The sequence below is a fragment of the Acetobacterium wieringae genome (assembly GCF_001766835.1).
Classification (GTDB): Bacteria; Bacillota; Clostridia; order Eubacteriales; family Eubacteriaceae; genus Acetobacterium; species Acetobacterium wieringae.
This window is the reverse complement of sequence record NZ_LKEU01000012.1, coordinates 1-24,307: the sequence shown is the minus strand read 5'-3', so window position 1 is coordinate 24,307 and position 24,307 is coordinate 1. Positions and strand designations below refer to the sequence as shown.

Below are 24,307 nucleotides of genomic sequence, written 5' to 3'. Positions count from 1 at the left end.
ACATCAACAGCGGTTTTCTCTTTGTAAAATTCTGGTATTTGATTGTCTTCTATGAATTGTTTGAGATTTTTTGCGCTAAAGCATCGGCGCTTTTTTGAAAAAAATCCTGGTACATTTTGTTGATCCGGTCAGCAGCTCCCTTTTCAATGTCAAACTGGACTTCCCGGACAAAAGCAATCAGATCTGAGATATCAGCGTTTTCTTCGATCTCCTCTACTGGTAGTTCACCATTGAATAAATTAGAGACCACCATGGCCACCTCATCCAATGCCTCATCTGTATAGTTGTTGGCCCCGAAAAGATCCATATCTCCCACTTTAGTGAGCATGTCTCTAAACCGTTTGTATTTTTTCGGTGGTAATTTTTTCAGCGTGTATTCTTTATCATTGACTGTTAGTACTACATTCATACTCAATCACCTTAAACCGCAAAGGTTGGTTCTTGAACAACGGTAAACCAGTCATCCAATGCAGCCAGTGCATTTGTATCCGTCACGGTTAATGCTTCCTCGCTGACGGTTGTGCTGATAAAGTTCTTGCTTTTCCCATCAACAACTGTTGGCTTACGCCGTTGATAAAATTTGCCTTTAATGGATTTCGTTTTTGTCGGTGTCTTTTCTCCCTTGGTTTCGTATTCGTCACCTTCTGAATTGGAGAATTTGCCACAGTAATACCAGGTTACTTCCATTTTCCCATTGGCTCTTTCAGATGCAAAACCAAGGGCCACTTCTTTAGACTCATCCTGAGCCGTTTTAATTAAATAGCCCTCTTTGTTGATGTGCCCGAATAACAAAGCCTGTTCAGTCGGTGACAAAGCATTAAATTCAAAACTCATTTCTGTGCTTGTATAATCATTAATTACTTCTTCCAGCATGTTCTCTGAATATAAATCTTCACTTGAATAGTTGTCAGTCACCTTTCCTTTGATTGCTCCGGACACAAATACCGGTGACCCAACAGTATAAGTTGCATCATCGTTTTTTGTGACCTCTGCTACATGAACATTGTATAAAAATCTTGATCGTGATTTCATAGTTCTTCTTCCTCCAAATAATAAAAATTTAATTGTATATGGAAATATTCAATTTCCTGAATGAATTCGTTGGCATTACCCTTCCAGTCAAAACCAGCCGCAATCAATTTGCTTTTTATTTCATCCTTATAATGGTGAACATCGGTTTCTACCTTCCCTAATATATGAAGCTCCAGATCATGCCCGGTACCTTCCACTGATCCATCTGAATAGAACTCTAGATATTCCGCAACCTCATTGAAAACCACATAGGTTACGTCCAGATCCTTTAAATACGTGCTCTGATAGACGTTGTCTAATGATTGCAGGGCTCCATAGACTAAATCACTGATTATCACTGCCAAACACCTCTTCCAGTTTCTTTGAATATTCTGCTAATCCTATTTCATTTATAAAGGTCGCAACCTCTTTGTTTGCCTTATTAAAAAGCCCTAATTTTGGTATCCTTGGCACTTTTCGATTGTAATTATAAGGTGTCGAATGCTCATCAACACCCTCTTCAAAGAATTTTGCATAAAAGTTATCTTCATTGTCTGATGGTCTCCATCCAATAAAACCAAAGGTCTGACCATTGGAATATTTTACATTGTCAATGGGGATATTATCGACAGCATGTCCTCTCGGCACCCTTCTTACTTTCCCACTCCTTTGAGGTCCCGACTTTTCCGGATCCATAGACTTTGGCATGTTGCGTTCAATGATTGTTCCGCCGTAGTCCTGCCCAGCTTTAACAATTTTTTTATTCAGCTTTTTTAATTCAGCTTCTGATGTTTCTTCCAATAATTTTTTTTGGACATCTGCAAACCCTTCGAAGTCCATAAATATACTGCTTGCCACTATTTCACCGCCTCACATCTGATTTCGATATATTGTTTATCGTTTTTGGCAAAGTCAATGTCATAGATACGATATTTACAATCTTTGAACAGCACATGATAGCCCTTGAAATTCCAGAGATCTTCCATTTTCTTACAATACCGAACCTTAAAAATGATGGTATTCGTCAATTTTGCATTGATGCTGTTGTAGAGTTCCGCACCCTTAAGGCTGATTGGCTCTGCCCAGCACTCCCGAAATAAAACAGGAGGCGCATCAACCGGTCTCCCGTTGACACGTCCTCCATCCACTTCCTTCATAATCTTAATTTTTACGTTTCCCATTGTGCACTCTCCAAATTCTCAAAGATGGTTGTCACGATGATTGATTGCTTGGTTCGATCTGTCACCGTTGTGGATCGTTCATCATACATATCTTTGATGATTTTCTTTTGCACCAGAATCGCAATTTTTTCATAGGCTGGTAAGCTTTTATAAGCCGATCCCACCGCTTTATCAATGTAAAAATCAGATACATCAATCAGATCACTGATGTAGTTATCATCATCCTCATAATCAATCCGGAGGTAGTCTTTAACCTCCTGGATGGTTATCTTTCCACTTGCTAAATCCATTCATTATCCCCTCATCCTTTTAGGCTGGTTTTGTGAATTCAATTTTCTTACAAGCCCTGTCATCCAGTTTTTGAACATCAAAACGCTCTAATACACGGATTGCTGTCTGGTTGTAATTAAACAACACTTCTTTAGATGATCCAATTTCATAGCCTTTACGGTCGAAAAATTTAACCAGTGCCCATAAGTTTGTGACATAGAAAATCATATCACCTGGCGTGGTTGGTGCGACATCGGCATCATCCATCACGATGATTGGTCTTCCATTGAATACATCTGTCCCGTCTGGCAGCGTTGTGATCAAGTTCAGCGGTCTTAATTCCCCATCCTTCAGACCTTTTAAATACACGTATCCGGACAGATTGGTGATGGTCACTAAGCCCGATCTTAACGATGGCAGCACGCCGTTCATGGCAGCTTCCACATCTTCATAGCTGGTGGCTCCGGACACTGCGTCAGCATTGGCTGTAATGATGGCCAGTATTTCATCATTTTCTGTCAGAACCGATGCTTCCGCAAATTCAGGCGTGATAACATTTTGAATTAATCCAACCACTTCATCATCGGTTAAGCTGTTCTCGACTGGGATGATTTTCCCGTAATCGTCGATGGAGTAATTAATATCTTCGGTGACCTTTGATCCTTCAGGAATTGCCGAACCCGATACCAGTTTAGATAGTTTATTCGTCCCGATCGTCGCAAAAGGCATTTTCCCTGTTTTCCCGGTAATTGGAATAACATGGCAGTATTTTTTCAGGGATGGGAACCCTTTTCTCAATAACTGCAGCTGGTTAACAAATTCTTCCGGAAGAATGGCGCCATTATCAGCCACCGTGACTAAGGCTCTTTCTTCTGGGGTAACATCTCTTTTTAGAATTACTTTTGCGATTGCTCGGTATTCTTCACTGGAAGCGCCCGTTTCTCTGTTCTGTGCAACTAGCACCAGCTTTTCTCGTTCTTTTTCCCGTTTTTCAGATTCATCTGCAATCTTAATCAGTTCATTGATGGTTTCAATTTCATTAGAGATGCTTCTGATCTTAGCATTGATGCTTCTTAATTCTTCTGCACTGTCAACACCATCCGCTCTTTGTGCCAATGCGGTTTTTTCAGCGTTTTTTGCGTTCAATAATGCCAATAATTTGTCTTTCATTCTACTCTCCTAAATATTTAATAAAATTTGTGTTCTCAGTTTTTCAATTTCCAATGTCTGACTGCTCTCAGGCATTTTCTGATTTTCCCGTTGTTCTTTAATTTCTTCAAAACTTCTGCAGTTTATCTCACTGCTGTCATAGGCCGGGAAGGTACAGGGGCTTACTTCAATCAGATCGGCCCGGGTGATGGTTCGTTTGTCAATCTTCCTGCCTTCATAATCAATGACGCTCCACTTTTCCTCTTTGGTTATGAACCCAAAGCTGGATCCATCCACATCACCCCGTTGAACACTTTCATAGGCATCATTTCCCCAGGTATTTTCCGGCAAATCCACATCATAATTCAGTCCTTCCGGATCCTCGTTAAATCGGAGTGTCTGGCTCCGGGTAGATCCTAACGGGCATGATGTCTGGTGGTTCCATAATGCTTTGACAACTCTTGACTGGATTGATTCGTCAAAAGCGCCCTGGGCAAATTCTTCCAGAAATTCATCACCCCACCAATCAATAATTTTTGTTGGTGAGTTGTAACGGAGGGCGTAACCGCCAATGGTTTTTCTGTCCTCTTCCTCTGTTTTGGCCCGGATCTCAATTCCATTGGTATTTCTTATTTCTTTCACTGGTCCATCACTTCTTTTTCTTGTCACTTTTTAACCTCCTTCCCATCATTCTTTCCAAGGTCTTTTAATTTCATGACCCCTGAATTAACCACCAACTCATCCGCTCCATCTTTTGCCATTTGCTGGGTCATTAATCGGGCTTCATTGGGTGTATAAATTCCAGATGTCACATATTTTGTCAGAATATCTGCCTGCACCTGGGCGGTAGTTCGCAGCATAACACTGGTGTTGAATCGGCATTTCATTCCTTTTTGCCGTTGATCTGGCCTTAACAGCTTCCAGTCAATCTCTTGTTCAATGGATTCAAATAAAATAAGCAGCGTATCTACTAAAAAAGATAACTGCTGCTGCTCTAAACTATTGTTATTAGTATCCTTCAGGTCATTTAACTGAAACATCTTGATCCCAAAGCTGGAAGCAATCTGACTGATTGACATTCTCCGGATCTGCTCAAATTGGGCATCGGCCAAAGATAGATTCAATGTGCTGACATTGTACCCGGCCGGCACCGTGAAAATACGGCCGTTGTTTGAATAAAGCCGGTCGAATTTCGCCTGAATATTTTTCAGGTCCAGTTCTTTTCGTGTGTCTGATGTTAATTGCACAACTGCCTTATTAGTTAATCCGTTATTATAGAGATCATTTAGATATTTCTGACTCTTAATTCCGGTGTCGATGGTGCTGGACATCATGACCCGGTTCGCTTTACTGTTTATGCCATTACTCGAAAATGATTTTAAATGAATAATCTCATCATAGAAGCAGCACTCAATGTTTGAATTCCCTGTTTGGGTATACTCCACCAGGATCCGGTTCTTTAACTTTGAACTGATTAATCCAGCATCGTCAATAATCAGCCGATGCAGTTCAATTGGCCATAGGTTTAAAACATTTCCTTTGGCGTCTTTTTCAATGTAAGCACAGCCATTTCCCAGATGATGCCGGTTAACTTCCAATGCTTTCCAAAAATCGATTGCCGTCATATATGGGTTTGGTCGCAGGACCAGCTTTTCATAAAGACTCTCATTTTTTAATCGCAGATTTCCGTTTTCGGTTTCCTGGACTAAATAGCACGGGATCTTTGCAATGGATTCACTCATAATTTTAATACAGGTGAAATAGGTTGCTTCTTTTAAAGCGCAGTCACTGACATAACCCTCTGCATCAATACCAAAGGCTTTAAGCATGGCCAGTTCGATGTCTGAATAGCTTGGTACCGTTGCCGTTTCTTCTCTTTTTTCAAAGAATTTACTGATCACATTTAGTCACCCCCTCCCTTCCTTACGATGCTGATTCCATACAGCAACAAAAAAACACCCAGCAGATAACAACCTGCATAGGTATTAATGACAAACGTGGTACCAATAAAGATGATACAAGCCAGAATCACAAGTATTTCTGCAATAATATATTTTTTTAACGTCATCACATCCTTTCCAATTGTTCCAATGCTCCGACCATGTCATAATGACTGATCTTATTTGCATCAATGGCCAAACATAAACCCATGAGCATACCAATGATGCCATCTATTTTAAACCGGCTCTTACGCTTTGAATATTTCACGTTCATGGCATCATCAAACACAGCCACACAGTTTTTGGCCATTGTCCGGAAACAATCATTATCGACAATGATAATCCGTTCATCAATGAGCAGACATTCAAAATCATTAATGATCGGCGTCATGGTCTGCATGCCCTGGCCCATGGGCACGATGTCCCATTTTTCTTCCAGCCGGTTTAAGATCGTTGGGGATCCCCAACGGTCGAACCCGGATTCCTGAAATTCAAAATCCTCTTCGATTGTGTAAACATAATCCATGAGTAATTCAAAATTAATATACTTTCCTGATAAGGCAATAAGTTCGCCATCTTTAATCCACTTTGAATACGGGTTTTTATCCTCTTCTTCTCTTTTTATCACCGTATCTTTCGGAGTAAACAAGTGTGGCCAGATGATAAATTTATCCATCAGTTCATCATAGAACACCTGAACAAAGGCTGTAATATCTTTGGATGATGATAAATCCAATCCATTCCAGCATGGCAGACCTTTTAATGAATCGTATGATATATCTTTTGTGCACAGGTCCCAGAGATCCATGTTAATGGCTCCCTTTTCGCCATCCAAAACGACATGCTGGTTTAAGAACATCCTCCGGAACATATTTTCCTGCAATGGCATCTGCTTTGCTTTTCGGGCCATTACTTCAATGTCTTTCCGGCTCCTGAAAATATCAATCCCAGGGTTTGCTTTTTCCCATTGCTTCTGATCCTCTAAGTCACAGCCCTTATCTGCTTCATAAATCTTATAATAAAAAGTCGGATCTTCATCATTTTCAATCTCAATCTTTTTACATCTGGTGTAAAGCTGTTGTTCCAAGTTTGTTTCATCCTCTCCGGAGCTGGCCGTGGTGATGGTGATAAGCAGCGGATCATCCCAGGCACCCTGACCGGTTCCCAACTTCCCATACATCCGGTCATTCTTACTCTCATGTATTTCATCCAGGCATGCCACATAGTCAGAATAGGAATCTGCTCCGGTGGCATCACTGGAAAGGACCATCAATTTGTTGCGGTTATCTTTACGGATCACCAGTCTTTTTGATTCTACAAACCGACAGTATTTTTTCAGTGTCCGATTCGTCTTTATGAAATAGCAAACCGTATCAAACAACTCACCGGCCTGTTTAACATCATTCGCTGTCAATATAAAAATAGCCCCCCTAATTTTAGGTTGGCAAAAGAATAAATATGTAATGATGATGGCAATGATAAAGGACTTCCCGTTTTTCCTTGCCATGTTTATATGGACTTCCCGGTGTTTTCTTCTGTGATTTTCCCGGTCTTTAACACAGAGAATTTCTGTGATGATCTCAAACTGAAACCCGATTATTTCAAATCGTGATGTGATCCCTTTGTCATTTTTCAGTTTACCGATGAATCGCCAAATTTTCTCCGCTTCATCCTCGTCAAAGTAATAATCGTCATTGTTCCATTTCAGTTTGAGCTCTTTTATTTTTTCGATAACCCATTTCTTAAGTGCCATCGCTAATCATTTCTTCGAGCTCTTCATCAAACTCTTCTGTTTTTTCATAAATTTTATGACGATTCATACGGGATCTTGAAGCAGGTGTCAGGCCTAATTCTTTAGCGGTTGCCAAAAGCCGTTCCTGGGCTTTGTTCCCGATCGCTACTTCCGGACGTTGCTGAATGTACCCATTTGGTGTTTCAAATGTCAGGCCTTTAGAATCTAAGATTTCCTCACACTTAAGCCATTTCGCATAATTCACACAATAGGTTTCCAGGGTCTTAAAATCTTTTTCTTCGAGCTCTTTTTCTTCTTCAATTATTAATTTTAAAACTCTGCGCCATTCTTTTTTGGCCTGATCGTTCATCCAACTTGGAGCAGTTTTCTTCACGCAGACCCCCCCCTACCCTAAAATTTTACATTTTCGTTCCTCCGATCTTTGGATACGCGACCGTCAGAGGGTTTCAAAAGTTTTTTGTACCCCCACCCTGTAGTCCATGAAAAATTTAATTTTCATTTCAAATAAAATATCCTGCATTTGTTTTTTATTGCCCTTCTCATATTCATTGTGAATATATTGATGACTCTTTTCTGTTAAAGGAATAAGATTGTTTGCATCATATCTTTTTGACCAGTCTTCTTTGATTGGCACGATATGATGCCCCGTAGTAGCTTCAACGATCATACCGGTCGTATAGTATTCAAAGATATCAATGCCAAAGTAATAGGACATGGCACCTTCCCTGGTATTCACCCATGTTGTCGATCGGTAGAAGTCCTGCTCTTTGTTGTCATCCCTGTTCCGTTTATACTCACGATCCCGTGAAGCTTTGTGTTCTCGTGTCTGCTTCTTATGTCTGTCACAGTACTTCACATCTTCATCCAGCAGCACCCGGCATCCGGTATAGCTGCAGTATTTCTTTATTGGCATATCCTATTCCATTCTATAAAAGAAAAAGCAACGGTTGCCCGCTGCTCTTCTTCTGCCTGCTTCTCTTTGAAAGGAGGTGACTCATTGAAGTTATTGCACGGTAATAGTATATCTCTTATATTATGAGCACACAATGGCATCAATTGTGCGCTCATTGTGCATTTGTCAAGTGCTCAGGTAAACAGTTCGGTGATGGCTTCATCACTAAATAGAATGATCTTTAGCTCATTCACCAACCGGCTTTTATTCCTGGTTATCGTTGATATATCTTTGCCAAACATCTCAGCAATCTGTTCATGTGTTTTGACATCAAAGTACTTTGCCGGGATGATTTCATAATAAGGATCATCAATAAGCTTACCCAATGCATCGTCGATCAGTTTGACTGATCGCTTTGTTCTTTCCAGTGATAGCTCATATGCGTCGTGCTTCTCTTTGATAATCTCCTCAATATCTTTAGACCCTTGAGGCTGCTTTGAATACCGGACAATGTCTGCACTCTTACCTTTGGGGAAGAAGCTGGACTCACAGGATAGGACCTCTTCCCGCTCCTTTATAATTTGCTTAAACTTCGGGTAATTATAAAGGAGCGATTCTGTTTTTTTAAAGGTTGATCGTTTATTGTCTTTCATGAGATTTCCTTTTTGAAACTTTAACAATGTCTTTGTGGATGAAGTCTCGGCCGCTTCTTCTGCTGTTGTTTTTATGATTGCCATTAGTCTTTCGTCGTTCATGGTTCCCCCTAATTCGTATTTAAGTATACTTTTTCAATGTCTTTTTCTTCTGCCCGGTTATTCTCCTGGGTGCAGCCATTGCTCTGATTCCACCCCATTGGTAATATAATGACATGAGCAGCGTCCAGCATGTTAAAGCACCGGCGCATTGCTTCTTCATGTGCCATACCTTCTGGGATTATCTGCAGCGGACGAATGATCCTAATGCCTGGATTCTCGTTAATAATCCTTTGATATAAAAACTCTTCTCTTATTTTATTTTCACTAATGCTTTTTCCCCCGGACGTGCATGGGTGAGCCAAATAATATATTTTGTTTTCATCAAGCTTTTGTATCCGGCCGGCAAATGTAACCTCCCATGCATGTCCTACATTTTTAAATGCTTCCCCGATTCTGCTGAGCACCGTTTCAACTTCTCCCACAGGCTGAATAACTTCTTTTTTATTTCCATCACCATACACTGTGATTTTCAGTTTCTCAATCTCTGTATATGAAGCAACAATCCACATCAGTGTGACAACTGCCATTAGAACTATCAATAATGTCAATGTGTCCATGTTCTATTCCTCCGGATAAATACTATCTTTATCTGGCATCATGCCACTGATGTCCACCTGTCCATTTTCATCATATACATCAAACCATTCCCCTGAGTAATTAAAAGTCGATTGTCGCAACTGCAATATCCCTTTTAATGTTTTGCACTGATAAACCTCCATCCCTTGATACTTCCCATCTATACCTCTAAATTTTCCTCGGTAATATCTGTTGTAATTTGGGTGTACATATATCGCTCTATCGTCTGTTACATATTTTCGTTCCGGGATAAAACTCCCGTCTGTTTTTGGTAATGCTGGTATGGTTGCCTCATGTGGCTGTTTTCTCAAATAGTACATTTTTATTCCTCCTCCGGATAAACGCCATCATCGTCTGGCAACACATCACGGTAATCAACCTGTCCTGGTATTCTGCTTGTTGAAATACTCGGCCTGGTTTCATACTTTCCAGTAATTGTGGTAATAATATCCATCCCTGTTTCACCACCCATGATTGGCGCTAATGTTGTTTTAATATCGTATGTTAATCTCAGTTTATCTCTTTCACTTTTAGGAACAACGATCACATTAATCTGAATTTTCCTCTTATCTCCCGGATAGGTGCGCTTATCCATGATGTTTTCAATGACTTTTTCAAGTTCAACTTCAAATAGCTCTTGCAACGACTGTTGTTCTCTTTCTTTTCCAATATCGCTTAATTTCATCAGATTACCTCCATAATGTTATTTAGAAAATCCAGACATCCATTCTTGAAAAAAACTCTGTATTCCTCAATATCCGATTCTTTTAAATACTTCCTGCCATAAAGCAGCTCCATCTCCCGCCAAGTTCCCCATGGTACGCGATAATATCTTTCAAGCTGGAAGCACACCATCACAAAAACAATGGCGTTTATCTTCCAATGATTGTCCAGAGATTCAAATTGCCCTGGTGTAATGACATCTTTCTTTATTTGTTCCTTTTCGGTGGCTTTGGCTTCAAATATGATCGATTGTCCTTTGTATAGCACCCCTTTGTAATCCGGCTGTGCTTTCTTTTCAAAGCATGCTGTAAACTGTCCCTTTTCGCCTTTTCTGATAATCTTCATCGGTTCCGGCGTCTTTTCAATAATTGCCCTTCCCAGATCTCCATATTTAAAGCAGGCTTGATCAATGATTCCTTCAAAGCTTTTCCCTATTGATCTGCTCCGGTATCCCTGGATCCTGTTTCTATTTTTTTTGTTTTCTTTGTTGATATTCTCAATCGCCATAGCTGCAGTTGGATCCTGATATTTCTCCACATACTTTTCCTCATTGTAAATTGTCTTTGTCATGTTCAAATCCTCTCAGTATATTTTTGATGGTTTCCCGGGTAGCCCATTAAGCTCAATAATGCTGTTTTTTTGATCTTAATGGCGGAATGCGTGTCTTTTACCTTGATCACCACACATTCAGAAAGTTCAGTTGCTGATATCTCACAATCTTTAAAAAACTCTGCCGGCTCAGTTATTTCCGATCCGTACAGTTTGACCTCGCATAGGGTAATTTGTTTTTTGATTTCCCTGGGATCTGATTGTTTCATTTTTGGGTCACTTCTTTCTTTTTCAAATACAACTGGCAATCATTTTGCCGTTTGTGCTGCGTGGCCGATGCAGAACAATTGTTGTTGTATTGTTTATGGTCATAATACAAACAGTCGGCTTTTTTACAGTGATCTCTTTTTTCTTTTTTCATATCGTTATACCTTTCACATGCAAATACGCATATTAAACTCATTCCTCCATAATTGTCACATCCCATACATTTGTTGAACATCGGCTATACCGCTTCCTGTAGCATTGTGTTTTTAATTTTTTTATCGGTCCACTCATTTACAAAGGCAGCAACTTCTTTTGTTGGCAACTCATTCCGTTTCCCTCTGACCTGATTAACCCTGTCTTCGGTCAGCTCCAACGTGTAGAATGGTATTTCTGGTTTATCTACCTCTCTGATAAATAAAATTGTTGTCTTCCCGGAAGCATGACTTTTAATGTATGAATCACCGCCAACACAATGCCCCAGTTTTTGACCTTCCTGGATGATATCTTTTGCCTCTGCAGGTGCTTTTATCAAAAATCCCTGGCTTTCAAAATAATAGCGATCATCAATCCTCTTCTGGCGCTGCTTCATCAGCCTGTTTTCTTTTCTCAATTTCTTCATCCGCTCTTCATCTTTTTTCTTGTTTATGATATCCACCAGCTGATCATGCCGGGCGATTAGGTTTTTCGGCCAGAGGTTATGCTTTTCGCTGAGATCCCATTGCTCCTGCCTTGCCATGTTGATGTAATCAAAATAGGTGCCAACCATTGAATTGACGGTGGTTTTTTTCGATTTGATGCCAGCCTGTTTTTTTAGATACTTTATGTTCTTGACTGGATCGCCCTCACATTCGAGTAATTTTTCAAAGTTATGATCTTCTATCCTGCATTCCTCGATAAGAATCATGTCTGGTTCTTTTGGTGTTTGGTTTTCCTTTAATTTTATGAACTGCTTCAGTGTCCTTAATTTAGGATCCACTCTTTTCACCATCATTAATTCTTCTGTCGTAATACTAAAATATTCCTGCAACGATTTTGCCGTTTTTCCATAAAACCAATAACCATTACTGAGCATATCGGTGGCAATGTTATAAATCCCAGCTTTCACGATATATTCAATCGCCGGATTATGGTCATAATGGAATAGGTAATCCAATGGATTAAACTGCTTCCCTGCTGCTGCTAGAATTTCCATTTTTGAGTATTGCCAGTATGTGCCAGAAAGAACGCTTTTTATATTTTCCGGAAAAACACTGTAACGCTTATTGTTATTTCCCGTTCCTCCTCTTTTAACCCAGAGTTCCCCCGCCCATGGTTCTTGAATTCGTTCATACTTTGTTAGCTTTTTGCTGTTTTTATCAAGCATAAATCTCATTTCTTCAAATTCATTCATTATGCTTTCTTCCCGCTCTCCGGTATGCTCGTTTTTGCTGTAATACTTACACAAATTAAAATACCTCACGGCAATCTGCTCGTTGATAATCTGAATAAAAGCTACTTTATGTTCTTCTTTTTGAAATCTGGCATTATTTTTCTTTACAAACAGCTTTTCCACCCATGTTTCAAAACCTTCCGGATCATCAGCCGTTTCAAACATATCCATTACTTTGTTTGTTCGAATGAATTTGCTGTTTTCTTTTGCTTCTCTTTTTTTACTTAATACTTTTTCCTGAAAATTCGTGATTAAATCATAGGGCTCATTTTTATAACATGTTGTCACATCTTTTAGGTATACTTTTACTTTTTCCGATGCTGCTAAAGGAAACATCTTCCAAGCCACATCATAGTTCCAATAACTCTGGCTGTCTAAATGCTGCTCCCCGATCGTTCTGATATTTGCATCTCTCCATAATTGCTTCCCCCAGGTATCCCATTTGCCGATGATCATCGTTGCAAAGTCCATTTTTCTGCGATCAAGAAAAACTCTTGCCACCGCTTCTTTTAGTGATGTTGAATACATGGTTAAATACAGAACATCGTCCTCTTCAATTAGATCCACCATGACCAGCGTCTTTTCTTTTGGGCGGTTTATTTCCGGATATGGTTTGATCTCAATTTTTTCATAGGTCCGTTTTTTCACAGGATCACCTCGTTTCCAAAAATATCAAATTGGATGATCTGTTTTCCCCCGTCTTTCTTTTCGGCCTGATGATTATCTTGTCGTTCTTCCAGATATTTTGCCATCGTTACCTTTGCCTCTTCCAGCTGCTGCTGATCCATCGGCTGTGCCTTTTGCTTTGGCTTTTTCTCTTCTTTCTTTTCGGGCTTCTTTTTCTCCTGACGCTCTTTTTCCGGTTCCGCTGGTTGTCTTCCATCGTGATCCACTTCCAACAGGTTTTCGCCAATGGTCATGATCATCTTAAATTCAATGCCGGCGTTCGGGATATAATAGCTGGCTGCCTTTTTATAAACGTCCAGATCTGAAATGCTGTTGCCAGTGCCGGCGACGATATGTTTTAAACAATCTGCCAAATTCTTTTCCTCTCCCAGCACTGCCTGAGAAAATACTTCCTGATCGCAAAAGCTGAGGAGTGTTTTTAACACCGATGGTGCGATTGCTTTTTCCTTCTGGCCAGAGCTTTTCAGGTTTTTATTTTCTTCGATAAGTTTTGTTTTTGCCTGGTCAATCATTCCCTTACCTCACTCTCCAAATATTTCTTCACCGCTGTATCACACCGGTAACCTGATTCTTTGCATCCTCTGCAGAATCGCCGGCACATTTCAGAGATCAAATTATTTATTTCCGCTGCCAGTTCGGTATCTGTCATTTGTTTTATTTGCTCAGCTTTTTTCATTCCTGAACCTCTTCCTTTCTTCAACCCTCACCATGCTATACATCTGAAACGGCCACCCGGTAAAATCATGGTACCCTTCTTTTATGCTATCCGATTCCAGGATATACCCCTGCAATGGTGATGGATCCTTTCGCCATTCTTTTGCCTTAACAATCTCAATATCTATTTTTGGCTTTTCTAAATTCCTGGAAGGGTTCCATCGTTTCCCTGATGGGCTGCCCTTCTCCTTATATGTTTTTCTGGTCTCTTTTATCAGGTAATGGGCCAGCGCTCCATACTGCCCGGTTTCATCGAAATAGGTGAATCGTGTCCGGCCATTGATCCAGAGATCATTCAACTCCTTCACACTGATACTGTTCACCATGTTAATTATCAAGTGATGATGAATTGATTTGTTTTTATATTCCGTTACCGTGATGTACTTAAGATCATGGCCACTCCGCTTGTATAAGGTTCTGACTTTTCTCAGATATCGCTCCAGCTCTTTTTTTGATTCTTCCGGATCCGGCCTCTGGTCTTTTTTATATGTCAGAGTCTGATGAAGATCCCCCGGGCCAAAATTGTTATTGATCAGCTGCCTTAGAGTTTTTTCTGCATTCCGCTCATTGATGATGGCCATTTTCTCTGGTGTTGGTTTTTTGTTCTCCCCCCGGGTAATTCCTTTTTTGTGGTACCGGGTTGTAAAATATTTCTCCACTTCAATCGTCATGCCTGCTCTGGTTGTCTTTTTGACATACGGCATTTTTGCTCACCCCTTTTTTTAAAGATGTTGTCGATAAATTAATACTCTTATCGAGTCAAAATGCTGATTACTCAGCCGTTTTTTGCTTGTTATCTTTTTCCAAAAAAGGTATAATAAGATAACAGTTTTATTAGAAAGACCGCCATTGCTTCCAAGCTTAAAGGGCGGTCTTTTTTTATTTAATTATTTGTGTTATAATGAATCAAGGTTTTTATTAAGTCTCTTCCGGATCGGCGTTCTAGCGCCTGGAAGAGTCTTTTTTTTATGTCGTTTATTCATATCGCTCTCACTCCCAATTTCTTTTTCATTCGTTTGAGCACGATCATCGCTTTGTTGTCGCTTTTAACCGTTTGTCTTTTACAAATATGGCAAACCCATGTGAATTCCGGCACCCAGTAGTTTAAATCATAGATCAAACCACATACCTGGCATTGTCTTTCGTGTTTCGACGTCCTGCTTTTTCCTCCGACTTAATAATCGTTGATGATGATATATATAACACCTTCATCATTTTCCTTTAGCTCCATTGTTTCAATTGGATACTCTGATCCCGTTTCGGCGTTCAGCACCCGGACTTCTTTTGTTTTATGGTCCCGCATTGCATTTAATAAATTCTTTGCTTTCATTTTCTAACCCCTCCCCAATACCCCGGCCGTTGTCTGGCCTTTTTATCCATGGCCACATGCTGTTTGAATTTTTCGGGATCCCCGGTTTGTTCCCAGTATCCTTTTTCCACCTCATGGCCCAATTGCCGATTACCTGCCATTTTATCCGCATCTGTTAAGCTTAACCGCCCCATTTTACTTCCCCCCGCTGAATCCAATGCCAACGGCGACACACATGGCCGAAATAATACCAATGGCGATTGCTGCACCCATGTTTGGGCCGGCTCCGGAAACAATGCCACCAATGCTGATACATGCGGTCGTGAAAAGAAATGTTCCCGCCGTTACAATGCCGGCTTTTTTCATATCAATGTTCATCTCGTTTCTCCTATCCTTTATCTGCGATTTATGATTGGTTCGGCAAAATCATTGCCATCAATCATTCCAAAGTAGTTCATGTGTGGCAAAATTGGCTTGTAGTTCTTGAACTTTAAATCTTTTTGCCAGTCCACGTGCTCTGCGGATCCACCGCACTGGCAAATGATGCTCTCTGGTACCGTTTTGTGCTGCTCCGGATAAATCCGCCGAAATCGTGGATCCTCCACACCTTTTTCCAACCACATGCGCCAACGGGTGCCGCACTCCTGGCATTTAAACCACATGGCTCCGTGGGTTTGTTTTTGCGTCACCGGCTTTACTGTCTGTATTTTCTTCAAGATATTGCCTCCGCGTCTAATTTTGGTGTAATGGCTTTTGCGCCATAGGTGCTGGCCTTGATTGCCTGGTCAAATTCGTAGCATGTCTGTCCACAGATAATATATTTAAACGACCCGGGCAGCTCTGCAGGTTTAACTTCAATGTGGCGGTTACCTGGCTTCTTTGCCTGTAAGCTCTTGCCGGTATCCTGGACCTCGTATCCCTTGTTACACAGCTTGTTTTTAATATCGATCATCGAACCTTTCCCCGTTGATTTAGCCGTAGACTTTGGCAGGTGTTCGCCAGGGGTGCTGCTTTTCTTTTCCGTGATTGGTTCCTCTGCTTTTTGATTTGTTCTGCAATCTGTTTCCTGTCTTCTTCAAAAGCCTCTTCCTTAGACTTTGCCATCGCCACCTTGAGTTCTTTGTTTTCTTTTTTCAACTTCTCCATGGCCATTCCATTGTCGTAGGCTTCCTTCTTCATCTCAGTTAAGGTCTTTTTCGTCGCTGCTTTCTGTTCGTCGAGATCATCACCCAGTTCAAATATTAAAGCTTCTAGGTGGTCAATCCTGTCATCGTACTGTTTCTGAAGAAATTCATCTAGGCCTGTTACCACCTCTTCAAGTTTTTGCTCTGGCAGTTTTTCCTCATTTTTCTTAATTTCCGCCATGAGCAGATCCCCCAGATCAAAGAAATCGGCGTTAAGCTCTTTGACCCGTTCCTCCAATTCCGCTTTTTCTTCTATGTATGCGGTATTAGCATCAAAAAGTTTAACAACTTCGTCTTCAAGCGCATTCTTAATTCTTTCCTCCGTCTCAAGATCCCCCATTGTCGTGTTAAGATCATTCTTGACATAAATCAATTCTTCCTGAAGCATCGCAACCAACATCTTGTAATTAATTTTCATGTGTCACCTCTCCACTTACATCTTTAGCAATTTCATCGTATAGCTTGTGCAGCTCTTCAAACTTCTTTTCAAATATTTCGTTGTGTTCTTCTTTTTCACCAACAATCACATGGGTCAATTCGTGGGCTAGAATTTCGGTCGACTCGACCAGATTCAGATCCGCTCTGATAATGATTAATGGATCCGTTCCATCTTCCGGGAATATAGTCACTCCCCAAGCGTGATGGTCAAATGCCTTGCGCCACTGCTCTCTGTCATAAAACATGATATCTGCAGATATTCCTGGCTTAATTTTTTCCGCTGCTTCCAAAACCCAAGTATGGGGATTGTTTAAAAATTCAATCATTTTCGCTCCTTCAAATTAACGTTTTGCCTTTGAATTCTTCCAGAAGCTTGTCCAGCTCAGTATTGGTATAGAGCCAGCGGGTTCCGACCTTTACCCCAAGCTTGTGCTTTTTACATATTTCCTCAAAAGATTCCCGGGACACCCCTGGCAGATAATCAATAGCCTCTTGCTTACTCATGGTCCGGGTCGGCTCCCGGGCAACCCGCTTTTCAATTTCTGGCAACAACGCCGCCAGCAGCACACTGGCCATCTTCTGGATATCCGCATCGGTCATTTGAAAATCAACGGTCATTTTTCTTCCCCCCCTTTGCAATTCTCTGGTTTTTCAAATTTCAGTTCTTTTTCAAATTCCAGCAGCTCCAGGCGCTGATCAAGATCCTTACAGTGGTTTCCAATGCGCTCTTTGCATCTCGCACAATTAATTTCATACATTTTTCATCACTCCTTTTTATTAATTACACTTGTTTGTTTTTGCTCATCCAATTGGTGATGATTTTATTTTTGTCTGTTGCTAATTCTTTCCAATGCATTTATCACCGCTTTTTGTGTTTCTTTTATGGTGTAATCTAAAGAATCAGTAATTTCATTCGTGTATCGATATAACCGAACAATAGCCCATCCTGACACAATATTTGAAATAACAACCGAAATGAATATTATCAATACATTATTCCACACTATTTTCACCTTCTTTTCCAAACCGATACTCTTGGGCAATAATGATTTTTTTATAGGCATTTTCAACTATCAATGGATCAAGTCCATTTTTTTCTCTGATTTCGTTGATGGTTGATGCGCCTGTTGTCAATCCTTCATAGTCTTCTGATCTATTTCGTTCATTTAATTTTCTTCCACAGATCGGACAATAGGCTATTTTAAAATCCTCTTCGTAAATGTTTTGATTCAAGTGTTGGACATTCAAATAATATTCATTGTCTAGATCCTGACTTGTATTTTTCCAAATCTCAATTTTAAAATCGCCATTACGAATCCCTGTTTGGCGATCCTCTGTTTCTTCTGTACAAAATTTGCAATCATCATTCATCATCTTCTCCCCTCTTCATCAATACCGTTCAATCACTGGCACAACACCCTGCTTCTTTAATAGTTCATACAAGAACAACCGTCCCTTTTGCGTCCACTTGGTAATCAGTTTAACGTCTGTTCTTCCATCGGTTCTGGTGAAGCTGACCGTTTCAGAGCTGGTATAACCGCTAGACTGGTGTTTTGCATATAGCAACCACTGATCCCCTGATTTATACTGCACCTTCAAAGCATGCAGCAGGTTATTCATTGCCTGGCCACTCATGCCATAGTCTTTAGCAATTGACGATATCTTGAGCAGGCTTTTGTTTTTCAAAATATCGTCAACATAATCCACCTTTGGTTTCATTTCGCCAATCAACTGTTCCTGGACCTTAATGGTGCTGTTTTTTTCCTCAAGCATCTTGTTTGCTTCGATAAGCGCCAGAGCAATGAGGTTTTGACCGGTTGGTAACTGATTAAAAGCTCCCGTCTTCCTGATCGCTGGCAATACTTCTGCTGTAACCCAGCGTTTAAATTGTTTTGCTGATGGTAACTTACTGGATAGGACAAGGGAGTAAAGGCCAGATTCGTTAATGATCTGCAACCCTCGATTTGGCACGTTTTCTAAAGTACCGTTTTGGGACTTTAGCACATTCTTGTCGTAATCATCAATATGTGTGATAATCGCCTTGCTCGTGTTCTCGTACCCCAACGCCTCCGCAATATCTTTCCCAACAAACCATGGTTCACCATCAATTTCAACAACTCTTACATTGCCAAATTCTTTGTTTTGAAATATTTGTAACTCGTTCATATTGTTTTTTCCTTCTCCATCATTGCGCTGTTTAATTAAGCACCAATACCGTTAATGCGATAATTAGCGCAATATTAGAAAACATCAGCCACTTTATTGATTTTCCATGATTTGTTATAGTTTTGTTGATTGATTCATTAATGCTTTCTTGGTTCTTAAATGATTCGATGACTACAGTGAAGCGTTCAGTAGTTGATTTATTAATGCTTTCTTGGTTCTTAAGTACTTCAGCTACAAGTTTTTTGAATTGTGTTTGTTCGTACATAAAACCGCCTCCTTCCTAATCACAAATCCTTCAAAAACTCTCTGATAAACTGATTAATCTTTTCCCGCTCCTTAATAACATCATATGCAAATGGGTTTCTTTGTGGTTGAACTGGTGTTTCTGGTTTATGCTTTAGTTCTCGCTTATCACTGTCTTGTAAATCCCGAAACGCCTTTTCAAGAGCAACTTGATAGATGAACCTTGCCGATTTCTCCATATGCTGTTCGTAATTCCTTTGACGTTCCACCTCACACTTAACCTGTTCATTTGAAAGTATTGTCTCTTCACGCCTGTTATTTGCAAAATCTGACGTTTTTTTATTTCTCATCGTTATTACCAATGCGGTAACCGATACTCCCAATGCGGCGCAGGCTGCAATAGTAGCTATCATTCCTCTTCATCCCCTTCCAAGCTGGCCTTTGGCTCTCAAAGACCGATAGTTGTTGCTTTCTGTTTCTGCTATCAGTTCTCCTTCCAATGTCCAAAACTGAACGATCCCTCTAACAGGATTATTCTCTGAACCGTCCCCCCTAGAGGTCCGAACATGTATTACTGTTGCAACCTCAACAAGTGTTGGTGGTTCTTTTTCAATTTGTATTTTCATCCCCTTCACCCCCTTCGATTTCTATTGTAAAAAATTATAGAATAACTCTAAGCTCATCAATCTCTTTAATTAACTCATCAAGAACATATTTAATCACTTCATTTGTTTGATGTTCTTCCGGAAGTTCCTTTTTTATGACACTTTTTATTGGGTCGTGTATGCTTTTTAAATATTCCTCGTCAATACAAATTCCTGATCTCAAAACTATAATCATTCCTCTTCACCTCCTTCCGCTTCTAAATTTAACTAGCTTTTCCCAACGTGTGTGATTCGCTGTCTTCATCCTGTGCTGGCTGAACCTTGGTTAATTCCATGCTCAGGACCATCCCTTTGACCACACCATAAATAAAATCCTTTGCCGCCTGATCTTCCAGTTTGCTTAATAACTCTGCAAACTCTTCTGTTTCCAGCCTGTTTTTTTCGTCAGTCATCATTCCCACCTCCTTGCTGGTCTAAATTTCAAGTTACCTCTTTTATTTACTTTTCATTTCTTATAACTGAATCTTTCTCTGCCAGAAGCAAAAACACCAATTAAAAATATTAATCTGAACCCATGTCACGGCATAGTGTTTGCCGTTTTCCCAATATTTTGTGATATAGTGATGCATATTTGACTCCTTTCTTTACAGCATCTTTTAAAAATGCCAATCTCCCACACACGGGATAGTGTTTTTACTCTTGTCCATCGTTTCATGCAGTCCTATATCGGTCTTGTAATTCGTTTTCCATCCCTCTTTACCACCTTCCAATGTGTTAATCTCCCACAGACGGGATATCTTTTTACTCTTGTTTGTTTTTGCTCAACTACCTATAATTATTGTATCGGCGCTGACACGCCGAAATAATTTGAAAGGAGTGCTGATCGTGGTTATTGTTAAAACAACCGACCTCTTAAAAATGGCTCAAGACATTCTCGATGGCGGTTATGAATATGTCGAAATTAATGAGGTTGAAGCCGATAAAACTGACCCTGAGTTGCCTGCTTGTATTTCATTCGATGCTTATGACGGTCATGGTGTTTGTGTAGATTTTTATGAGCTTGAGCATCTTGATATTTCGCCAACCTACAAAGAGGATTAATTACATCGTTTTTTAACCCCTGGGGCCATCATCTTATTTTGATGGCTCTTTTTTACTTTTGATTGTTTTTATGACTTTCCCGTCTTTTTCAATTTCCACGATGTAATTAACTTTCTTCCCTTCCTTTTCCAATTCACGTCTCATTTTTCTCATAGCTTTATTTGCTTCCATCCTCTTCACCCCCTTCCAATGTGTAAATCTCCCACAGGTGGGATAACTTTTTTAATTGCATTTCGTTTCCTATGGTTACATATTAAGTTACCATACATTACTTGTCAACTATTTTTTAATTTTTTTGTTGACTTAGGTAACTTTTGATATTATTATATAAATCAAGAACGGAGGTTGGATATGAACTCAAGAATAAAAGAAGTTAGAAAAGAGCTTGGCCATTCGCAGGAAACTTTTGGTTCTCTCCTTGGCGTAACAAAAGCAGCCATATCCAGAATTGAAACTGGAGAGAGAGGCACGACTGATCAGATGATTCGTGCTATCTGTCGTGAGTTCAACGTCTCTGAAGAATGGTTAAGAACCGGCTCTGGCGATATGTTCAACCTCACCCAGGATGACGAATTGCTTGACCTCCAAAAAAAATACAACCTCGATCAGTTAGATATCAAGATCTTGCAGGAATACCTGAAGCTTTCCCCGGAGCACCGGAAGATTTTTAAGGGTTACTTTGTTAATGTCTTTGGGGGTGCTGTGGCCAGTGAAGATGAAGCGATTGACTTGGAAGTGGAGGCATACCGGAAGGAGTTGGAAGATGAACGTCGTTTTTCAACGTCTGGAGCTTCACCCGACACCGCCGATGTAAAGAAGAAGGTCGGCTAAATTGATCCTTGCAATTTAAAATTTTGGTTGAAGCACGGTCTGTTTGCTCTTATTAATCAACGTCTTGGGCATATAGGCATGTTTTAAATATTTTGAAGGAGGAATTGTTTATGGAAGAAAATGTAAAAGTGCCTTTTTGGCAGAAAACGTGGGTTGTGGTGTTGGCTTGTATTTTTATCCCGCCTGCCGGGCTTGCGTTGTTGTGGGTCGGAAAAAAAGGCGGTATGGTACTTCGGATTATTCTAACTGTTATTTTAGGTTTTTATTCATTGGCGTGGTTAAGTGGAGTTTTTGGCGGTGCCGCATCAAAGTCAACCGATCAAACCGTCGCTAAGACAGAGGTAGTAGCTGAAGAAAAGGCGACTACCGAAACAGCTGCCGCTGAAACTAAAAAAGAAGAACCAGCCGCACCGGCAAATTCCCCTAAAATGAATATGGCCGAATTCACAGCTATTCAAAATGGCATGACTTATGATGAAGTCGTGGCAATAGTTGGCGGATCTGGCACGCTATCCTCAGAGGTTGGAACTAAGGGTGAACCATACTATACTCAAACCTACACATTTGAAGGTGAAGGCGACTTTGGCGCAAATGCTATTTTGAATATTCAAGACGGCGTATTATCCATGAAATCACAGTACGGTTTAAAATAACAATAAAAAAACCGTCTTTTCTGTTGGCGCAGAAAAGACGGTTTCAGATATACCGGGCAAAAGCACAATATACCCTGTTACTTATTATATTGTAGCATTATGCCCGGTTTTTTTCAACGTAATTGGACAAAATCGGGGTTTTTTACGCCCTTTTTTAGGAGGATTAAGAATAATGGCTACAGTAAAGAAAATTGAGTACGAATCCGGAAAGAAAACGTGGCAGGTTCGGTGGCGGGAAGATGGCAAACAGCGCATGAAAAACTTTTCCCGGGCCAAAGACGCCAATGATTTCAAGATCAGCATTGAGGCTTCCCAGCGTGACGGTACCTATGTCAGCCCGTCCAAAATGCTGGTGGAGGATTACTTTAAAAAATGGTTAACTTATAAAAAAGGTTCTCTGTCAGATAAAACATACTCTTCTTATGAATCAACGACGGCGGCCATGGGCGAGGTTATTGGCAAAATCCAGCTGCAGAAATTGACGGTCACGGATATTGAATCATTGTATAACGATCTCCGGGCCGATGGGCTTTCTGGTACCAGCTGTAATTATTACCACCGCATTTTAAAGCAATCTCTTAAACAGGCGCTCAAGGATCGGCTGATCCAATTCAACCCAGCTGATCTGGCGCAGCCGATCCCAAAAGATAAATTCAAGGCTGAGATCATCCACCCGGATATGGTTAAAACCTTTCTATCCTACTTTTCCGGGGCCGAAATTGAAACCGCTGTTTACTTATCCCTCTTCCTGGGTTTACGCCGTGCTGAGGTCTGTGGTTTGCAGTGGCATGATATTAATTTCAAAACCCGGGTAATTACTGTCCGGAGAACACTCCATTACAAGGAAGGTGAGTATTTTCATCTCCCAACTAAAAGCAAGCAGACCAGGCAGATCCCCTTCACCCTGGGCGTGGCCAAGAAACTGAAAGAGGAAATTAGATCCCAGGCAAAATACCGGAAACATTTCGCTGAAAGTTATGTTAAAAATAAATACGTCTGTGTCCATCGAAACGGTATGCAATTTATCCCGGAGTATGTTTCCCATTCGTACACTAATATTAAAGGGCCAGCCTTTGAAAATATCCGGTACCATGATCTCCGGCATACGGCCGCAACCCTGATGCTCTACCACGGGGCCGACATCAAAACAGTATCGGCTATCCTTGGCCACAGCTCCATTACCATCACCGGCGACATTTACTTACACGCCTTGGAAGATATGAAGCGTACCGCCATTGATGCCCTGGATCAATACATGGAAACCTCTGATAAGATTGTTCAGTTCAAAAGGAGTGTGTGAGTTTTAACTTGCCGGTAACTTGCCAGTGTGTGAAATGTGCTAAGATTTTAGAAATATTTCTGATGTGCTAAAAATGTGTGAAGATTTACAAATGTGTGAAGATTGAAATTGAAGGTAAAAAAATAAACCGCATGCTTATGCGGTTTTTTAATGTAAAATTGGTGACCCATGGGCGACTTGAACGCCCGACACCCTGATTAAAAGTCAGATGCTCTACCAACTGAGCTAATGGGTCATAAAATTATTTAGTTATTGTTTGTCTTCAAACGACTGTGTAATACTCAAGTTTGCCTGACTAAGCGATTCACACAAAAATGTTCACTCCCTACGGTCGTGCATTTTTGGTTCTCTGCTTATACCAACTGAGCTAATGGGTCAGATCATTAAATTAAGTTGTGCTAAGGATCGTATTTTAATCGAAAACTCTTCTCATCCAATATGGATGAGTTTTCAATAAAATGCGTAAGTTCGATGATGCACGATTCGCTCTGCTCACATGCATAGCCAATTTCATCCTGAAATCGGATCTCACTTATGGTGGGAGAAGATGGATTCGAACCATCGTAGACGTCGTCAACGGA

At 40.5% G+C, this 24,307-nt stretch carries 45 protein-coding genes and 1 tRNA gene; 4 read left to right on the top strand and 42 right to left on the bottom strand.

The window, feature by feature from the left end; genetic code table 11:
* Positions 1-49: 49 nt before the first annotated feature.
* The 39 genes from ACWI_RS01825 to ACWI_RS01660 form a co-directional block, all read right to left on the bottom strand.
* Positions 50-409 (bottom strand): hypothetical protein, encoded by a 360-nt coding sequence (locus ACWI_RS01825; RefSeq protein ID WP_070369732.1) that lies wholly within the window; start codon positions 407-409, stop codon positions 50-52.
* 11 nt (positions 410-420) lie between these two features.
* Positions 421-1,032, bottom strand: coding sequence for a major tail protein (locus ACWI_RS01820; RefSeq protein WP_070369731.1), 612 nt, complete (start codon positions 1,030-1,032; stop codon positions 421-423).
* A complete protein-coding gene (locus tag ACWI_RS01815; RefSeq protein WP_070369730.1) occupies positions 1,029-1,370 on the bottom strand; it encodes a hypothetical protein in 342 nt (113 codons plus the stop codon). The genes ACWI_RS01820 and ACWI_RS01815 overlap by 4 nt, the downstream gene beginning before the upstream one ends.
* Positions 1,357-1,869, bottom strand: a complete 513-nt coding sequence (locus ACWI_RS01810) for a hypothetical protein (protein WP_070369729.1) — start codon at positions 1,867-1,869, stop codon at positions 1,357-1,359. Before ACWI_RS01810 ends, ACWI_RS01815 begins: the two co-directional genes overlap by 14 nt.
* Positions 1,869-2,192 (bottom strand): phage head closure protein, encoded by a 324-nt coding sequence (locus ACWI_RS01805; RefSeq protein WP_070369728.1) that lies wholly within the window; start codon positions 2,190-2,192, stop codon positions 1,869-1,871. Before ACWI_RS01805 ends, ACWI_RS01810 begins: the two co-directional genes overlap by 1 nt.
* Positions 2,180-2,482, bottom strand: coding sequence for a head-tail connector protein (locus ACWI_RS01800; protein ID WP_242871561.1), 303 nt, complete (start codon positions 2,480-2,482; stop codon positions 2,180-2,182). Before ACWI_RS01800 ends, ACWI_RS01805 begins: the two co-directional genes overlap by 13 nt.
* A 19-nt stretch (positions 2,483-2,501) precedes the next feature.
* A complete protein-coding gene (locus ACWI_RS01795) occupies positions 2,502-3,632 on the bottom strand; it encodes a phage major capsid protein (protein WP_070369727.1) in 1,131 nt (376 codons plus the stop codon).
* 9 nt (positions 3,633-3,641) lie between these two features.
* Positions 3,642-4,280 carry an HK97 family phage prohead protease gene (locus ACWI_RS01790; RefSeq protein WP_242871560.1) on the bottom strand — a complete coding sequence of 213 codons (639 nt, stop codon included), beginning with the start codon at positions 4,278-4,280 and terminating at the stop codon, positions 3,642-3,644.
* Positions 4,277-5,512, bottom strand: coding sequence for a phage portal protein (locus ACWI_RS01785; RefSeq protein WP_084633438.1), 1,236 nt, complete (start codon positions 5,510-5,512; stop codon positions 4,277-4,279). Before ACWI_RS01785 ends, ACWI_RS01790 begins: the two co-directional genes overlap by 4 nt.
* Before the next feature lie 2 nt (positions 5,513-5,514).
* Positions 5,515-5,679, bottom strand: coding sequence for a hypothetical protein (locus ACWI_RS18920; protein ID WP_175440878.1), 165 nt, complete (start codon positions 5,677-5,679; stop codon positions 5,515-5,517).
* Positions 5,679-7,304 (bottom strand): terminase large subunit, encoded by a 1,626-nt coding sequence (locus tag ACWI_RS01780; RefSeq protein ID WP_070369726.1) that lies wholly within the window; start codon positions 7,302-7,304, stop codon positions 5,679-5,681. The genes ACWI_RS18920 and ACWI_RS01780 overlap by 1 nt, the downstream gene beginning before the upstream one ends.
* Positions 7,294-7,677, bottom strand: a complete 384-nt coding sequence (locus ACWI_RS01775; RefSeq protein ID WP_084633437.1) for a phage terminase small subunit P27 family — start codon at positions 7,675-7,677, stop codon at positions 7,294-7,296. Before ACWI_RS01775 ends, ACWI_RS01780 begins: the two co-directional genes overlap by 11 nt.
* Positions 7,678-7,740: 63 nt before the next feature.
* Complete coding sequence (locus ACWI_RS01770; RefSeq protein ID WP_070369724.1) at positions 7,741-8,217, bottom strand: HNH endonuclease family protein; 477 nt, start codon at positions 8,215-8,217, stop codon at positions 7,741-7,743.
* 173 nt (positions 8,218-8,390) lie between these two features.
* A complete protein-coding gene (locus tag ACWI_RS01765) occupies positions 8,391-8,951 on the bottom strand; it encodes a sigma-70 RNA polymerase sigma factor region 4 domain-containing protein (protein ID WP_070369723.1) in 561 nt (186 codons plus the stop codon).
* A gap of 8 nt (positions 8,952-8,959) precedes the next feature.
* Positions 8,960-9,508 (bottom strand): DUF4406 domain-containing protein, encoded by a 549-nt coding sequence (locus ACWI_RS01760; protein WP_070369722.1) that lies wholly within the window; start codon positions 9,506-9,508, stop codon positions 8,960-8,962.
* A gap of 3 nt (positions 9,509-9,511) precedes the next feature.
* Positions 9,512-9,847, bottom strand: a complete 336-nt coding sequence (locus ACWI_RS01755) for a hypothetical protein (RefSeq protein WP_070369721.1) — start codon at positions 9,845-9,847, stop codon at positions 9,512-9,514.
* A 2-nt stretch (positions 9,848-9,849) separates the two neighbouring features.
* The gene (locus ACWI_RS01750) at positions 9,850-10,212 is read right to left on the bottom strand and encodes a hypothetical protein (protein WP_070369720.1); all 363 of its coding nucleotides are present in this window, start codon (positions 10,210-10,212) and stop codon (positions 9,850-9,852) included.
* Positions 10,212-10,820 (bottom strand): Holliday junction resolvase RecU, encoded by a 609-nt coding sequence (locus ACWI_RS01745; protein ID WP_070369719.1) that lies wholly within the window; start codon positions 10,818-10,820, stop codon positions 10,212-10,214. The genes ACWI_RS01750 and ACWI_RS01745 overlap by 1 nt, the downstream gene beginning before the upstream one ends.
* A 2-nt stretch (positions 10,821-10,822) precedes the next feature.
* Positions 10,823-11,068, bottom strand: coding sequence for a hypothetical protein (locus tag ACWI_RS01740; RefSeq protein WP_070369718.1), 246 nt, complete (start codon positions 11,066-11,068; stop codon positions 10,823-10,825).
* Between the two features lie 236 nt (positions 11,069-11,304).
* The gene (locus ACWI_RS01735) at positions 11,305-13,143 is read right to left on the bottom strand and encodes a PcfJ domain-containing protein (RefSeq protein WP_070369717.1); all 1,839 of its coding nucleotides are present in this window, start codon (positions 13,141-13,143) and stop codon (positions 11,305-11,307) included.
* Positions 13,140-13,694, bottom strand: a complete 555-nt coding sequence (locus ACWI_RS01730; protein WP_070369716.1) for a hypothetical protein — start codon at positions 13,692-13,694, stop codon at positions 13,140-13,142. Before ACWI_RS01730 ends, ACWI_RS01735 begins: the two co-directional genes overlap by 4 nt.
* Positions 13,691-13,858 carry a hypothetical protein gene (locus ACWI_RS18915; RefSeq protein WP_175440877.1) on the bottom strand — a complete coding sequence of 56 codons (168 nt, stop codon included), beginning with the start codon at positions 13,856-13,858 and terminating at the stop codon, positions 13,691-13,693. The genes ACWI_RS01730 and ACWI_RS18915 overlap by 4 nt, the downstream gene beginning before the upstream one ends.
* Positions 13,845-14,600, bottom strand: coding sequence for a rolling circle replication-associated protein (locus ACWI_RS01725; protein ID WP_070369715.1), 756 nt, complete (start codon positions 14,598-14,600; stop codon positions 13,845-13,847). The genes ACWI_RS18915 and ACWI_RS01725 overlap by 14 nt, the downstream gene beginning before the upstream one ends.
* Before the next feature lie 470 nt (positions 14,601-15,070).
* Positions 15,071-15,226: a hypothetical protein gene (locus tag ACWI_RS18910; RefSeq protein ID WP_175440876.1), complete on the bottom strand. Its 156-nt coding sequence runs from the start codon at positions 15,224-15,226 to the stop codon at positions 15,071-15,073.
* Positions 15,223-15,399, bottom strand: a complete 177-nt coding sequence (locus ACWI_RS18905; RefSeq protein ID WP_175440875.1) for a hypothetical protein — start codon at positions 15,397-15,399, stop codon at positions 15,223-15,225. Before ACWI_RS18905 ends, ACWI_RS18910 begins: the two co-directional genes overlap by 4 nt.
* Position 15,400: 1 nt before the next feature.
* A complete protein-coding gene (locus tag ACWI_RS01720; RefSeq protein ID WP_070369714.1) occupies positions 15,401-15,583 on the bottom strand; it encodes a hypothetical protein in 183 nt (60 codons plus the stop codon).
* 17 nt (positions 15,584-15,600) lie between these two features.
* Positions 15,601-15,921: a hypothetical protein gene (locus ACWI_RS01715; protein WP_070369713.1), complete on the bottom strand. Its 321-nt coding sequence runs from the start codon at positions 15,919-15,921 to the stop codon at positions 15,601-15,603.
* Positions 15,918-16,157 carry a hypothetical protein gene (locus tag ACWI_RS01710; RefSeq protein WP_070369712.1) on the bottom strand — a complete coding sequence of 80 codons (240 nt, stop codon included), beginning with the start codon at positions 16,155-16,157 and terminating at the stop codon, positions 15,918-15,920. The genes ACWI_RS01715 and ACWI_RS01710 overlap by 4 nt, the downstream gene beginning before the upstream one ends.
* On the bottom strand, positions 16,154-16,807 hold the full coding sequence (locus ACWI_RS01705; RefSeq protein ID WP_070369711.1) for a hypothetical protein: 654 nt from the start codon (positions 16,805-16,807) through the stop codon (positions 16,154-16,156). Before ACWI_RS01705 ends, ACWI_RS01710 begins: the two co-directional genes overlap by 4 nt.
* Positions 16,797-17,153 (bottom strand): hypothetical protein, encoded by a 357-nt coding sequence (locus ACWI_RS01700; protein ID WP_070369710.1) that lies wholly within the window; start codon positions 17,151-17,153, stop codon positions 16,797-16,799. Before ACWI_RS01700 ends, ACWI_RS01705 begins: the two co-directional genes overlap by 11 nt.
* A 10-nt stretch (positions 17,154-17,163) precedes the next feature.
* Entirely contained in the window at positions 17,164-17,445 is a 282-nt protein-coding gene (locus ACWI_RS01695; protein WP_070369709.1) for a MerR family transcriptional regulator, read from the bottom strand.
* Positions 17,442-17,585 (bottom strand): hypothetical protein, encoded by a 144-nt coding sequence (locus ACWI_RS18900; RefSeq protein WP_175440874.1) that lies wholly within the window; start codon positions 17,583-17,585, stop codon positions 17,442-17,444. The genes ACWI_RS01695 and ACWI_RS18900 overlap by 4 nt, the downstream gene beginning before the upstream one ends.
* Before the next feature lie 235 nt (positions 17,586-17,820).
* Positions 17,821-18,201, bottom strand: a complete 381-nt coding sequence (locus ACWI_RS01690; protein ID WP_070369708.1) for a hypothetical protein — start codon at positions 18,199-18,201, stop codon at positions 17,821-17,823.
* Between the two features lie 15 nt (positions 18,202-18,216).
* Positions 18,217-18,993, bottom strand: coding sequence for a phage antirepressor (locus ACWI_RS01685; RefSeq protein ID WP_070369707.1), 777 nt, complete (start codon positions 18,991-18,993; stop codon positions 18,217-18,219).
* A gap of 31 nt (positions 18,994-19,024) precedes the next feature.
* Positions 19,025-19,258, bottom strand: coding sequence for a hypothetical protein (locus ACWI_RS01680; protein ID WP_070369706.1), 234 nt, complete (start codon positions 19,256-19,258; stop codon positions 19,025-19,027).
* 19 nt (positions 19,259-19,277) lie between these two features.
* Positions 19,278-19,649 (bottom strand): hypothetical protein, encoded by a 372-nt coding sequence (locus ACWI_RS01675; protein ID WP_070369705.1) that lies wholly within the window; start codon positions 19,647-19,649, stop codon positions 19,278-19,280.
* A gap of 6 nt (positions 19,650-19,655) precedes the next feature.
* Entirely contained in the window at positions 19,656-19,862 is a 207-nt protein-coding gene (locus ACWI_RS01670) for a hypothetical protein (protein ID WP_070369704.1), read from the bottom strand.
* A gap of 34 nt (positions 19,863-19,896) precedes the next feature.
* Positions 19,897-20,076 carry a hypothetical protein gene (locus tag ACWI_RS01665; protein WP_070369703.1) on the bottom strand — a complete coding sequence of 60 codons (180 nt, stop codon included), beginning with the start codon at positions 20,074-20,076 and terminating at the stop codon, positions 19,897-19,899.
* Between the two features lie 28 nt (positions 20,077-20,104).
* Positions 20,105-20,296, bottom strand: coding sequence for a hypothetical protein (locus ACWI_RS01660; protein ID WP_070369702.1), 192 nt, complete (start codon positions 20,294-20,296; stop codon positions 20,105-20,107).
* A 430-nt stretch (positions 20,297-20,726) separates the two neighbouring features.
* Here ACWI_RS01660 and ACWI_RS01655 point away from each other — a divergent pair, with 430 nt between their 5' ends.
* Positions 20,727-20,942, top strand: a complete 216-nt coding sequence (locus tag ACWI_RS01655) for a hypothetical protein (RefSeq protein WP_070369701.1) — start codon at positions 20,727-20,729, stop codon at positions 20,940-20,942.
* Positions 20,943-20,975: 33 nt separating this feature from the next.
* On the opposite strand, the gene ACWI_RS18895 is transcribed toward ACWI_RS01655, so the two are convergent.
* On the bottom strand, positions 20,976-21,113 hold the full coding sequence (locus tag ACWI_RS18895) for a hypothetical protein (protein WP_175440873.1): 138 nt from the start codon (positions 21,111-21,113) through the stop codon (positions 20,976-20,978).
* A gap of 180 nt (positions 21,114-21,293) precedes the next feature.
* Between ACWI_RS18895 and ACWI_RS01650 the strand changes: the two genes are divergently transcribed.
* From ACWI_RS01650 to ACWI_RS01640, 3 genes are all read left to right on the top strand, one after another.
* Positions 21,294-21,773, top strand: coding sequence for a helix-turn-helix domain-containing protein (locus ACWI_RS01650; RefSeq protein WP_070369700.1), 480 nt, complete (start codon positions 21,294-21,296; stop codon positions 21,771-21,773).
* Positions 21,774-21,883: 110 nt separating this feature from the next.
* The gene (locus ACWI_RS19220; RefSeq protein ID WP_207648638.1) at positions 21,884-22,426 is read left to right on the top strand and encodes a hypothetical protein; all 543 of its coding nucleotides are present in this window, start codon (positions 21,884-21,886) and stop codon (positions 22,424-22,426) included.
* Between the two features lie 172 nt (positions 22,427-22,598).
* Positions 22,599-23,726, top strand: a complete 1,128-nt coding sequence (locus tag ACWI_RS01640) for a tyrosine-type recombinase/integrase (protein ID WP_070369699.1) — start codon at positions 22,599-22,601, stop codon at positions 23,724-23,726.
* A 159-nt stretch (positions 23,727-23,885) separates the two neighbouring features.
* Here ACWI_RS01640 and ACWI_RS01635 read toward each other — a convergent pair.
* A tRNA-Lys gene (locus tag ACWI_RS01635) sits at positions 23,886-23,961 on the bottom strand.
* Between the two features lie 163 nt (positions 23,962-24,124).
* Positions 24,125-24,307, bottom strand: a 183-nt coding sequence (locus tag ACWI_RS19215) for a hypothetical protein (protein WP_207648637.1), incomplete at its 5' end; no start/stop codon positions are given.